Genomic DNA, 12,916 nt, shown 5'->3' with positions numbered 1-12,916 from the left:
TTTCCCAAGCTTTCTTGGGAGTTGTCGGGGAACGTTTCCCCGAAAGCGAGTGCAAATATCGGGATTTAATTTTTGATTCAAAACTCAAATTGAAAAAAAAATTAAATTTTATTTTTCTCCCTTTCCACTCTATTTCAATTTTGTTTGAGTCTTTTCTCAAATGGGAGTGCAAACATAGGGCTGTTTCGCTAAATTCACAAGCTTTCCTACTGACAAAATCACAAACTTTTTCATGATTTTTTGCACCTATTTAACAATCAGGACTTTGGTTTTTTAAATAAAGGAACTGTACTACATGGCTCTCCATACATAATCGACTTTGCCTTGCTTTGAACTAATGAAACAATACGCCCATAGGCAAAAAGAGGAATAGGGAAATTAGAGCAACCCTTTACAATTACTGGTCTATCTTGGAATGAGTTTAAGTCTAATTGGCTCAAACACTCCTCTACAATCATGACTTCTAATGTCTTTAGGCTTCCCACTGCATAGCCTTTCGCTATTCCAGTTAGATAGGTTGACACTAACATATATGCCCAATTTGGAATCACAGCATCCGCAGTACATAATACGGCAACCCATTTATTCTTGTATTGAAGCCAATCAATTTCTTTTAAGGCAAGTCGAAAATCTTTTTCTCTCAATACCAAACCTTGAAACAAAAAAGGCTCAAGGTCAAAAACAACCCGTTCCTCTTTTGGGTAAATCTCCTCTAGATCCAAAGAAATGATTGAACTTTGGGCAACTCTGTTTACAATCTCACTCATGATATCAATAAAGGGTTTTTCTTTGACTTGAGAACTTTAAATTCTTTCAGATAGTTCGGGACGAAATAAGCAAGATTCTCAAATTCATTTTTTTGAAATTTCGTCCAACCGATCTCCCCTATATGAGTTGCTGAAATCTTTTCCTCCAAAAAGACTGCATTATCATTTGTTATTACTTCTTTAACTTTTGGAACTGCATCTCCAATAAATAAAACATAACCTTCCTCAAGATACTTTGCAAAAGAAGTTGATTCTATCACCTCTGAATCCAATAATGCAATTGAATTCAAATCGTGATCAAAAATCTCTCTGTACACTTCCATTCTTCTGGCATCAAGCAAGGCAATAATTTTAGAATTGGGCTGCACTTTACTGCTTGCACCCCTTGCCAATGCTTTTAAAGTACTCACACCTATTAAAGGTATAGACAAAGCAAAGGCTAAACCTTTGGCTGTTGAAACTCCAATTCTCAACCCAGTATAAGACCCCGGGCCTTCTGAAACTGCAACTGCTGCTAATTTATTCTTGTTACATTGACATTCATTTAACAAATCATCAATTAAACCAATTAACCTCTCTGAATGAGCCCCAGGAACCTCAATTTCCTTTACTCCCAATAAAGACCCATTATCATGCAATGCTACGGAGCATACAGGGGTAGATGTCTCTAATGAAAGTATCAATGCCATAATTACTTAGTAGAAGCCGTTAATATTTGTTGAAACTTATCCGGTATAGAGAGAAAATTCAATGCTTCATTCACAGCAGGATCATCAGTCAAACTTGCTTCTATCATTCCTTCCTGGAAATAATATCTAGAAACAATTTCTTCTGATAAAATTTTTCTTATTTCTTTTTGGTGAGTAATCAAATCTTGCTCTTTACTATGATTCACCTTTTCCTTGATAGCTTCAATTTGGGCTTTAATCTCATCGTAATAGGCTTCTTTCTCTGCATAGTTTGTCAGATCATTGACAGATTTCTCCAAATAAGTAGTGTAATCATACTCTTTCCCATCAAGCCATTTTACAAACTGATCATATTCGTCATCTGATATGGAGAATTCCGAAGGGTTAGTGATTTTTGGGTGTGACCTTGCGTATTCAGTTGCAAAATCAAAAATATGACTTCTAGCAACCAAGCTATAGGAGATTGGAGCATAGGTCACTTTTTCCACCAACTCATCGGGCTCTATCCCTGCCCCATCTAAAACCAATCTTCCATTTTTAGTTTTAAACTCTTTTCTTAAAGAATCAGGCACAATAGTAATTTCTCCGTTTTCCCTTGTTTGAGCATAATCGATTGCTTGAATACACCTTCCGCTTGGAATATAATATTTAGCGGTGGTAATTTTCATTTGGGCATTATAGGAAAGCGGTATGGTAGTTTGTACTAATCCTTTGCCAAATGACTTTCTTCCAATCAAAACTGCCCGATCATAATCCTGAAGAGCACCCGCCACAATCTCAGAGGCTGAGGCTGAATTTTCGTTGATCAAAATTACTATTGGAATCTCCTTATCTAAAGGAGTCTTGGTGGTCTTATAAGTGTAATTGACATTTTCGAGTTTGCCAATCGTTTTTACTATTTCTTTTCCTTTCGGGATAAATAAATTGACTATCTCTGCAGCTTCATTGACTAACCCCCCTGGGTTATCCCTTAAATCCAAAATCAACCGATCTACTCCCTGTCCTTTTAAATCAAGCAAGGCATTCCTTACTTCATTGGAGGCATTAGTGGTAAATTCACTTAATTTAATGTACCCGGTGTGATCATCAACCTTTCCATAATAAGGAACATTCTTGATAACTATTTTTCTTCTTGTCAAATTAAAGCCCAGTGTATCATCTCCTCTTTTTACTTGTATAAATACTTCTGTGTTAGCAGGCCCTTTAAGTAAGGTTGAAACATCAGAAGTAGCTTTACCAACAACGGAAACGGTATCAACCATGAGCAATTCATCTGCAATCTTCAATCCTACCGACTGTGCGGGAAAACCCGTGTAAGGCATAATGATTATATTTCCCTTTCCTCTATTTCCTATCAAAGCACCTACACCCCCGTACTCACCTGTCGTCATTACTCTAAAGTCAGCAGATTCTTCTTCCGGGATATAAGTTGTGTAAGGATCCAATTCTTCCAACATCGCATTAATACCAATTGTCACCAACTCATCCGGATCTATTTCATCTACATAATAGGAATCCAGCTCACGAACCATGGTAGCGAAGATGTCTATATTTTTTGCGATCGCGAATAGCTTGTCATTCTTCGTCTTAAAAGCAAAGAATCCAGAGATAACGACCGTACCTATTATAAAGACTAGTAAGAATTTCTTAAGAGATTTATTCATGATCTGGAATATTGGAATTGAGTTTTTCGACAAGCTGCTTTAATATTTGAGTAATCTTAGATTCTATTTTGTGAAATTCCATTTTTACGGAACCCACATAAATTAGCCCCAAAACTAAACCGTTGACTTCTAGAGGTGAAAGCAATTGTTTATTGAGCCTATAAGCCTCTTTCATCCGTCTTTTGATGAAATTACGATCTACGGCCTTTTTGATTTTCTTCTTCGAAACGGAGAAAAGCACCTTCGGGGTTCCATCCTCATACTGCTTTTTAACAAAAAATTGCACTTTAATAGGGAATAAAAAAAAAGAGGAACCTTCGTTAAAAAGTTCCTTGATCTCTTTTTCGGCATGAAGCCGCTCACTTTTTGGAAGTTTATTATTCATTACAAGGAGTATAACCGTATGTGAACATACGAAAACTACCTTAAAGAAATTTACTTCTTCAACGTCTTTTCAGAGGACACAGATAATTTGTGTCTTCCTTTTGCTCTTCTGGCTTTCAATACTCTTCTACCGTTAGCAGAAGACATTCTTTCTTTAAAGCCGTGCTTATTTTTTCTTTTTCTGCGAGAAGGCTGGAATGTTCTTTTCATGATCGAATATCTTTATCTATTTGCTTCCTGGACATACTTCCTGAGGAATAGGCCTCAAAAAGGACTGCAAAGATAAGTAGCATTTTTTGAAATACAAACCTACCCTATACATTTGTCATGTACTAACTTGATATCTATGCACAAATATACAATAAGTTGTTCCAACCCTGCTTCGCAGTTTCTGCAAATTCAATTAGAATTTACTTCAGTGAATGAAGAGGAAATCCTTTTACAACTACCCTCATGGCGCGCTGGACGATATCAACTGGCGAATTATGCTCAATATATCCGTGATTTTAAAATTCAAAATGAGCAAGGTGAAGAAATTCGATTTCGAAAAATCAGCAAAGATTGCTGGTCTTTTCAAGCGAAAAAAAAACATATCTATTATGTGAATTATGAATTCTTCTCTTCAAGAATGGATGCAGGTGGAGCCTGGATAGATGAAGATCAAGTTTATGTAAACCTTATTAATTGCTGTCTTGAAATAAAAGGCTATGAAAACAACCCCATTAAAATAGATTTTAAACCTATAGGCTTTTCAAGAATCATTTCAACTCTACCTAAAAATAAATCCGGGGATTTGCTTGCAAAGGATTTTCAAATGCTGGTAGACTCCACCATACTTGCTACAAATGAAATCACCCATTGGGAGTATAAATCTGGTAATTGCCTTTTTAATATTTGGATAAAAGGAGAGGTGAAGTTTGATCAGGAAAGCTTTTTAGACAGTTTTCAAAAATTCACCAAAACTCAAATACGTGATTTCGGTGAATTCCCTGAGACAGAGTATCACTTTATTTTTCAATTGTTACCCTATCGCCATTATCATGGAGTGGAGCATCAAAAAGGAACGGTAATCACTTTTGGCCCTGCCGAAAATCTTTCTGATCCATCTCAAATGGAAGATCTGTTAGGAGTGAGTTCCCATGAATTATATCATGCTTGGAATGTCTGTAGGATCCGCCCAAAAGAACTTCTTCCGTATGATTTTTCAAAAGAAACATATTCTAAGGCTGGTTGGATGCTGGAAGGCATTACCACATACATGGGGGATATGTATTTACTTAAATCCGGAGTCTATTCTTTAGATATTTTTTTAAAGCAGATTGAGAATACTCTAAAAAAAGAAATACAAAACCAGGGTTGGGAAAATCAATCAATTTTAGAATCCAGCTTTGATCTTTGGCTTGATGGCTATCAGGCAGGTATTCCAGACAGAAAAGTAAATATCTATTCCCACGGTAGTCTGATTTGTTTTTGTCTCGATCTAATGCTTCTTGAAAACGGAAGCAGTTTTCCAGAAGTGATGAAAGATGCTTGGGAGAAATTTGGTAAACCAATGGTTGGGTATACCAATGATAGTTTCTGGAAACTGATTCTAAATCATACTACAGATCAAAGCTCTCTTAAAATTTTCTACGACAGGTTTATATCAGGAAAAGAAGATCTTTTGGTTTTCTTTAAAGAAAAACTGAATCTTTTGGGGATTACTTTAAATCTGACAGAGAACCAAGATCCTTTAGCCAGAGATCTAGGGGTGTTATCGACAGACAATAAAATCATTAAGATTCATCAGGAGTCGCCTGCCTATTCGGACTTAATGATAGGGGATGAAATTAAATTTCAATACCTGGAAAATAAAATCCATGTTGTAATCTATAGGATTAATGGAACCTATCATGAGTTTAAATACGATTCTTCAAAAGAATTCTATCCGATTCCAAACCTTGTTATTGAAAAGGGAACTGAGATAAGAGAAAAATGGATGAAATAAAAAAGGGGCTCATGCCCCTTTTTTATTATTTAAAATCAGCTTCTGTCAGATCTGGATTCAATTCCAAAGAGGTGATTTTAGCATCTAATGGTACTGGAATTGCCGGAGACTTTATCATCCAACCCATTGGGATTAAAACACCATTCTTTTCCTGGTAATCCTTGTAAAAAGTATCTCCTGCTTTTTCATTTTCATTCTTAATTTTCAAACCAGATTCTACCGAATAATAATTAGCCATTTTTGCACCTGAAGGATTAACTATGATTACTTTATAGGCTGGCGTACCTTCCACATCTTTCACACCATCTAAAGTAAGTGTGTAGCCTAAATCTTCATAGTAAAGTTCCGGTAAAAACAAGGCACTCATTTTACCTTCTTCGTATTGCTCATCACTCATTTCGATGGTTTGGCCTTGTGCTGAAATACTCCCTTTCCCATCCATCATAGTGGTACTTTGCATGACGTTCCCCATTACGGAGGTTTTCTGCCCGTATCTCAAATTCTGGTCATCAAAGACCATATCAATAACAAGTGAGTTACCCATTATCTCTGCAGCCATACTTACTTTGGCAGACTTAATTGCAGAGGCTGCATCTTCTCCTCCTATGGCTGAAATATAATTTTCGATTACCTTCTCTGCAGTCATGCTGGCATCAGTCATTTGGATTTCCTTAGCAGGATCTCCCATGTTGGTAAACATTTTGACCTCGCCAAATTGGGCTAGCTTATCTTTAATCTCTGAGCCATTTCCAACAGCAGTGATATACATTTTGTCCGGCTGGATCAAGTCAACTGCAGTCTTATTGATGTCCTCCACAGTATACGAATTCATCTTTTGAAGGTAGGTCGCATAATAATCCTTTGGTAGATTGTATCTCTCTGTATTCAATGCAAAGTTTGCAATCGTAGATGGACTTTCTAGGGATCTCCCAAATGAACCTGCAAGGTTGGATTTTGCCTTTTCAAGCTCCTCTTCAGTTACGCCACTTTTTACCAAACGATCCAGTTCATAGATAAACTGAACTACCGCTGAATCCGTCACCTCTGTTCTTACCGCTGCATTAGCAGAAAACTGTCCAATCAATTTATCAGAAGAAATAGAAGAATAGGCACCATAAGTATAGCCCTTATCTTCTCTCAAATTCATGAATAATCTAGAAGACGATCCTCCTCCTAAAATCTGATTGACCAATCGACTGGAAATGTAATCTTCATCTCCAATTTTCAATTCTACTGGTTGAACAATGTTGATATTGGTCTGAACTGAAGAACTTCTATCCACCAAACCAACTACACTTGTTTCCGGTCTTTTTGGAGTCTCGTATGTAAAAGTTGGCACATCGCCGGGCTCCCAAGAAGCGAAATATTCCTTGACTACTTTCTCGGCCTCTGCTTTGTCCATATCCCCTACGATAGCCAAATAAGCAATATTAGGCTTAAAGAAGGTCTCATAATAATTCTTGATATCAGCTACTGTGATGTTATTGATCGTTTCTTCAGTCTCTATTTCGCCATAAGGATGATCTTTACCATACATCATAGCACTAGTCAACCTAGCTGAAATTGCCCCAGGATCATCTTTGCTCGAAGCCAAACCAGTTAAAGACTGCTTTCTTAATTTGTCCAATTCCTCCTGCGGAAAAACCGGATTGTAAAGTACATCTGCCATCAATTCTAGAACTTTTGCCTGGTGCTTTTTCAAGGAAGAGGCAAAGATCGAGGTGGAACTAGCTGAAAGACTAGCTCCAATAAAATCTACTTCCTCATCCAATTGATCCTTGGTTCTATTTGTTGTTCCTGCGGTCATCATCTCACCGACAAAACCAGTCAATCCGGCTTTATCTCCTTCCAAAAGTGGATCTCTCTCTAAAACCAAAGTGAAGGATACTCTAGGAAGTTTGTCGTTTTTCACAACGAAGACTTTCAATCCATTGTCGAGCGTAAATGTCTCGGCTTCGCCAATTTTAATTTCCGGCGCAGGACCTGACTTTGGGAATTGGCTTCTGTCCAGCTGAGCAAAACTCACCACAGCTATCAAAAAGCTTAATACAAATGATATTGCTATTTTTTTCATGTCAATTTGAGTATTTGGGTGAAACAATTATTGAGCTGGCTGCTGCGCCTTTGGCAAATAATACAAAACAACTCTTCCATTCAGGTCTAGGTATTCTTTAGCTACCCGCTGAATGTCTTCTTTAGTCACCTTACTATATGCATCCATTACCTTGTTGATGTAATTTGCATCTCCATAAATCGCATGCGCCTCTGCAAGATTCTCTGCAATACCGGCCATTGAAGAGTTACTACTCACGATGTTGTTTTCCATGATGTTTTTCAACTTCGTGAAATCCTGATCGCTCAAACCTTCTTCCTGGACCTGCTTAATCAGCTTATCAATCTCTGTTTCCAAATCTTTTGGCTCCACGCCCATATTGGCAATACTGTACATAATGAAAATCCCACCATCTTCCAACTCTAATGGAATTGCTGCTACTACCAATGCTTTTTGCTGCTTATCTACCAACTCTTTGGTCATTAAAGAAGAAGCCCCACCAGTCAAATAAGTTGACAACATCGATAATGCGTAAGAATCCGCATCCGTTTTTGGAGGAAGATTATATGCCTGAATCACTGCTGGAATCTGGATATTATCGTAGATAACATCTCTGATCTCCTCCGTTTTCTTAGGTTCTTTCACATTTGGGCGATAAATTTCTTTTTTGCCCATTGGGATTTCAGAAAAATATTTTCGAACCCAATCCTCGGTCTGTTTATAATCAATATCCCCTGCAATGGTTAAAGTTGCATTGTTTGGCACATAGAAATCTTTGTAAAACTGCTGGAATTCTTCAATTGAAGCTGCATTTAAATGCTCCATGGAGCCGATAGGTGCCCATTGATAGGGATGTTCCGAATAAGCTCTCTTTAAGGTCTCCGGAAGAATTGTTCCATAAGGTTGATTTTCATAACGCTGCCGTCTCTCCTCTTTTACAACTTCTCGTTGGGTTTCAACCCCAGTCTCATCCACTTTTGAATGAAGCATTCGCTCACTTTCCATATAAAGGGCCAGCTCCAATTCATTGGAAGGTAGTGACTCATAATAATAAGTGATGTCATTAGAAGTATAGGCATTTAGTGTTCCTCCTCTACCCTGGATGATATTCATGTATTGTCCTCGCTCAATATTCTCTGAACCCTCAAACATTAAATGCTCGAAGAAGTGAGCAAATCCAGTTCTCTCAGGATTTTCGTTTTTGGAACCTACGTGATATAATACCGAAGTCACTACTATCGGAGTGCTTTGATCTTGGTGCATGATCACATGCAGTCCATTATCCAAATTAAATTCTTTGAATTCAATTTTCTTTTGGGCCATAACCGGAAGACTCAGTATCCCAGCCATGATACCCAGAACTATAAATTTTCTCATTGTGATAAGATTGGGTTGTTAATATTCAGTGTAGTAATTAAATCGTTAATTTTTTGGAAATGTTTTAAATGTTTATTTACGAATACAAAAGAGGATATTTTCTTTTTAAAAGTCCCCAATTTAAAACTTTCTACTAAAAAATAAGATGTAAAGAGATCCTGAAAATTTCTTACGTTAAATAATGATAAAAAACCGAGCTAGTTCCAATTAGCTCGGCCTTTTCAATTAAGGGTTTAAGCGATTTAAAATATCTTTTGTCTGGTGCCATTCTAGCCTTGGGCCAAATTGACTTACAATTTTTGAGCTTGCCATTGAAGCCAGCTTTCCACTTGAAGCATAGCTATGCCCGTTTGTAATTCCATACATAAAAGCCCCTGCAAACATATCTCCAGCTCCATTGGTATCTACTGCGGTAGTTTCATAAGGCTCAATGTCTATAAAAGTATCTCCATCGAAGATCATGGCTCCATTCTTGCCCTGAGTTATCACAAAATGCTTCGCTACCTTTTTCAATTCTTCACGGGCTTCTAAAATATTATCTTTCCCTGTAAAGATCATAGCTTCTTCTTCATTCGAAAACAGCATATCTACGCTTGCTCCAATGACATCATCAAAGGGTTTTCTGAAATATTTCACCATGGCAGGATCGGAAAAAGTCAATGCTACTTTCACTCCATTTTCTTCAGCAATCTTCTTAGCATCAATCATTGCCTGTTTTCCATTATCAGACGTGATCAAGTAACCCTCAATGTAAAGATATTTCGAGTTGAGAATTGCAGCCTCATTGACATCCTTGGTTGAATATGTGGAAGTAATACCAAGAAATGTATTCATTGTTCTCTCCGCATCTTCTGTAACCATGACCAAACATTTTCCAGTTACTCCATCTTCTAAAAAGTCTTCATTCAAATTATGGTCCACTCCTGCCTCTTTCATATCATTCATAAAAAAATGACCCATTTCATCATTAGCAACTCTGCATGAATAATATGATTTTCCACCAAACTGACTAACTGCAATTACAGTATTCGCGGCAGACCCTCCACACTGTTTCTTCGCCTCTTCAGCATTGATTACCTTCATTAAGGCATTTTGGCGATCTTCATCTACCAAAGTCATCAATCCTTTTTCGACTTCATTATCGGTAAAAAACTGATCGGTCACTTTAAATTCAATATCTACCAAGGCATTACCTATCCCTGTTACATCGTATTTTTTCATCTTTACAGTTGGTGTTTCTTTATTATTTAGCGTTTTAAAGTTCGTTGAACTTTACTATTTATTGGGGATACTCTCTTGCGATCAATTAAATATTTTATGTCTTTCAAATGGCTTTTTCCTATCAAAAAGGAATCGATATGTATGGTGAGTTTTGTAAATATCTGCCAAAAGCTGTTCGCAAACTCGCATCATTTTCGGATTAAAATCCCCAATCCAATTCATCTCGATGGTCTTGTATTGGAAGTCCGGTTTTCCACTCATTTTATCATATTCGACTACCATCGCACTTTCAACACCTTTTCCTTGATGTTCCGGCACTACTCCAAACACCAAGCCAAGCATTTTGTTGGGTGGTGAAAAGGTTTTATACCAAAGGAATTTAAGTTTACCTATCAAGTCCATTTTCCCATTTACATGCTTGAAAATTTGGTTGATCTCAGGGATCTGAATAAACATGGAAACGGGTTCACCCTTATAAAATCCAAAATATATCAACTTTGGATCAATGATAGGTTTCATTTTTTTGAACATCAACTGAGCTTCCTTGAGAGAAAGGGTTTTTCCCATGTGCCTAGACCAAGCTTTGTTATACGTGGTCATAAAATACTCGGGGGCTTTTTCTTTTAACTCTTTTCCTTTAATGTACCGGAACTCATAATCCGGGTCTGATAAAATCACATTCGCACGGGCGATCAATTTATCATCAAAACCCACATTCTGCACATTTCTGGCATAGGTAAACTGCTTGAAGTAAATCTGAAATCCATAATCCTCAAAAAACCTTTGATAATATTTAAAATTCCAAGGCATATTGTAGTTTGGTTCAGAGAATCCATCTACTAAAAGCCCCCACCACTTATCACGCTCTCCGAAATTGATCGGGCCATCCATGGCTTCCATCCCTTCACTTTCCAACCATGCTTTTGCAGTATCAAAAAGCAAGAAGGCTGCTTCTTGATCATCAATACATTCAAAGAATCCTAAGCCACCTGTTGGTTGCTTTTCCTTCATTTTAGGATTGATAAAAGCCGCAATTCTCCCAATCGTTTCACCTTTATCGTTTTGTAAAAGCCAACGTTTTGCTTTAGCTCCGTTTCTAAAAAGCTTATTGGTTTCTTTATGAAAAAGACCTTCGATATCAGCATCCAGTGGTCTAATCCAGTTCTTTTCGTTTTTATATAACCTCACTGCCATCTCGATAAACTCTTTCTGATGGGCTGGCGTGGTGACTTCGATCAACTTCATTCGGGTGATTTTAGGATGCTAAAATACGGGAAGTAGATTAAAGGGCAAAAATCAATTGTTGTACTGCTTCTCTAGAAGTAGCAGAAACTGCAAATGGATAAAAGATTAGTTGTATTGCTTATTAAGAAGCAGGACTTACTAAATCTTACTCCTCCACCTCAGCATACAGATCAAACTCGGTCGCATCGGTTACTTTAACATTGACAAAGTCTCCAACCCGGCAATAGTATTTTGAGGCATCAATCAATACTTCATTATCTACTTCTACTGAATCGTATTCCGTACGTCCAACGAAGTGGCCACCTTCTTTCTTGTCAATAAGGACTTTGAATGTTTTCCCGATTTTCTCTTGATTCAGATCATATGAAATCTGCTCCTGAATTTCCATCAGATTATTGGCGCGCTCCTGCTTAACTTCCTTTGGAATATTATCCTCCAATGAATAAGCATGCGTATTTTCTTCATGCGAATAGGTGAATACTCCAAGGCGTTCAAATTTCATCCGCTCCACAAAGTCTACCATTTCCTGATACTCCTTCTCTCCCTCTCCTGGGTGTCCAGCAATCAAAGTAGTCCGAATCGCAATATCAGGTAAAATGTCCCGGATGCTATGGATTAGATTTTCCTGCTTTTCGCGTGTGGTTCCGCGACGCATCACCTTCAGCACATCTGTAGAACCGTGCTGCAAAGGTATATCCAGGTAATTACATATATTCTCCCGCTCTTTCATCACTTCAATGACGTCCATGGGAAAGCCAGTTGGATAGGCATAATGAAGACGAATCCAATCGATGCCATTCACTTCCGAAAGCCTCCGCATCAATTCAGCGAGATTTCTCTTTTTATAGATATCCAATCCATAATAGGTGGAATCTTGAGCGATCAAAAGCAATTCCTTTGTTCCTCCAGCAGCTTTATGTTCTGCTTCCTTTACAAGTTCCTCTATTGGTCTGGAGATATGCCCACCACGCATCAAAGGAATAGCGCAGAAAGAACATGGTCTATCGCAGCCCTCAGAAATCTTCATATAAGCATAATGCGAAGAATGCGTCAGAAGCCTCTCTCCTACTAACTCATGCTTATAATCAGCTTTGAATTTCTTCAAAATCGCAGGCAAATCTCTCGTTCCAAAAAATGCATCAACCTGAGGAATTTCCTTTTCAAGATCGTCTTTATAGCGTTGAGAAAGACAACCAGTCACATAGACTTTTTCCACTAGCCCTTGCTCTTTAGCGTCGACATACTGCAAAATAGTGTCAATAGACTCTTGTTTTGCATTGTCGATAAAACCGCAAGTATTGATGATGATGATGTTATTATCATCCGCGCCAGACTCATGGCTGGCATTGATGCCATTTCCTTTAAGCTGGGTGAGAAGCACTTCTGAATCTACGAGATTCTTAGAGCAACCCATGGTGATAATATTAACCTTGTCTTTCTTTAACGTTCTTGCTTTCACGGAATTCCTTCTTTTTAAGGCTGCAAAGGTAGGGAAAAGAAAGCAGTGTTCAGTTTTCAGTGGGCAGTTT

At 37.8% G+C, this 12,916-nt stretch carries 11 protein-coding genes; 1 reads left to right on the top strand and 10 read right to left on the bottom strand.

Features of this window, described 5'->3' with window-relative positions; all coding sequences use genetic code 11:
• Nucleotides 1–257: 257 nt before the first annotated feature.
• From AAGF08_RS19110 to rpmH, 5 genes are read right to left on the bottom strand one after another with little or no spacing between them, the layout of a single operon-like run.
• On the bottom strand, nt 258–767 hold the full coding sequence (locus AAGF08_RS19110; RefSeq protein ID WP_343513006.1) for a DUF2480 family protein: 510 nt from the start codon (nt 765–767) through the stop codon (nt 258–260).
• Nucleotides 764–1,456 carry a tRNA (adenosine(37)-N6)-threonylcarbamoyltransferase complex dimerization subunit type 1 TsaB gene (gene tsaB, locus AAGF08_RS19105; RefSeq protein ID WP_343513005.1) on the bottom strand — a complete coding sequence of 231 codons (693 nt, stop codon included), beginning with the start codon at nt 1,454–1,456 and terminating at the stop codon, nt 764–766. Before tsaB ends, AAGF08_RS19110 begins: the two co-directional genes overlap by 4 nt.
• A gap of 2 nt (nt 1,457–1,458) precedes the next feature.
• Entirely contained in the window at nt 1,459–3,120 is a 1,662-nt protein-coding gene (locus tag AAGF08_RS19100; RefSeq protein WP_343513004.1) for a S41 family peptidase, read from the bottom strand.
• Nucleotides 3,113–3,505 carry a ribonuclease P protein component gene (gene rnpA, locus AAGF08_RS19095; RefSeq protein ID WP_343513003.1) on the bottom strand — a complete coding sequence of 131 codons (393 nt, stop codon included), beginning with the start codon at nt 3,503–3,505 and terminating at the stop codon, nt 3,113–3,115. Before rnpA ends, AAGF08_RS19100 begins: the two co-directional genes overlap by 8 nt.
• Before the next feature lie 50 nt (nt 3,506–3,555).
• On the bottom strand, nt 3,556–3,714 hold the full coding sequence (gene rpmH, locus AAGF08_RS19090; protein ID WP_092900477.1) for a 50S ribosomal protein L34: 159 nt from the start codon (nt 3,712–3,714) through the stop codon (nt 3,556–3,558).
• A gap of 136 nt (nt 3,715–3,850) precedes the next feature.
• On the opposite strand from rpmH, the gene AAGF08_RS19085 reads away from it, so the two are divergent.
• Complete coding sequence (locus tag AAGF08_RS19085; RefSeq protein WP_343513000.1) at nt 3,851–5,491, top strand: M61 family peptidase; 1,641 nt, start codon at nt 3,851–3,853, stop codon at nt 5,489–5,491.
• A 25-nt stretch (nt 5,492–5,516) separates the two neighbouring features.
• Here AAGF08_RS19085 and AAGF08_RS19080 read toward each other — a convergent pair whose 3' ends face one another.
• The 5 genes from AAGF08_RS19080 to rimO all read right to left on the bottom strand — a co-directional run bounded on the left by AAGF08_RS19080 (nt 5,517) and on the right by rimO (nt 12,846).
• Complete coding sequence (locus AAGF08_RS19080; RefSeq protein WP_343512999.1) at nt 5,517–7,565, bottom strand: pitrilysin family protein; 2,049 nt, start codon at nt 7,563–7,565, stop codon at nt 5,517–5,519.
• A 27-nt stretch (nt 7,566–7,592) separates the two neighbouring features.
• Nucleotides 7,593–8,921, bottom strand: a complete 1,329-nt coding sequence (locus AAGF08_RS19075; protein WP_343512998.1) for a pitrilysin family protein — start codon at nt 8,919–8,921, stop codon at nt 7,593–7,595.
• Nucleotides 8,922–9,146: 225 nt separating this feature from the next.
• Nucleotides 9,147–10,142 (bottom strand): adenosine kinase, encoded by a 996-nt coding sequence (locus tag AAGF08_RS19070; RefSeq protein WP_343512996.1) that lies wholly within the window; start codon nt 10,140–10,142, stop codon nt 9,147–9,149.
• 81 nt (nt 10,143–10,223) lie between these two features.
• Nucleotides 10,224–11,387, bottom strand: coding sequence for a hypothetical protein (locus AAGF08_RS19065; RefSeq protein ID WP_343512995.1), 1,164 nt, complete (start codon nt 11,385–11,387; stop codon nt 10,224–10,226).
• A 145-nt stretch (nt 11,388–11,532) separates the two neighbouring features.
• Nucleotides 11,533–12,846, bottom strand: a complete 1,314-nt coding sequence (rimO, locus tag AAGF08_RS19060; RefSeq protein WP_343512994.1) for a 30S ribosomal protein S12 methylthiotransferase RimO — start codon at nt 12,844–12,846, stop codon at nt 11,533–11,535.
• Nucleotides 12,847–12,916 lie beyond the last annotated feature (70 nt).

It is taken from the genome of Algoriphagus sp. SE2 (assembly GCF_039563885.1).
Classification (GTDB): domain Bacteria; phylum Bacteroidota; class Bacteroidia; order Cytophagales; family Cyclobacteriaceae; genus Algoriphagus.
The sequence above is the reverse complement of the archived record's forward strand: the minus strand, read 5'-3'. Positions and strand labels throughout refer to the sequence as shown.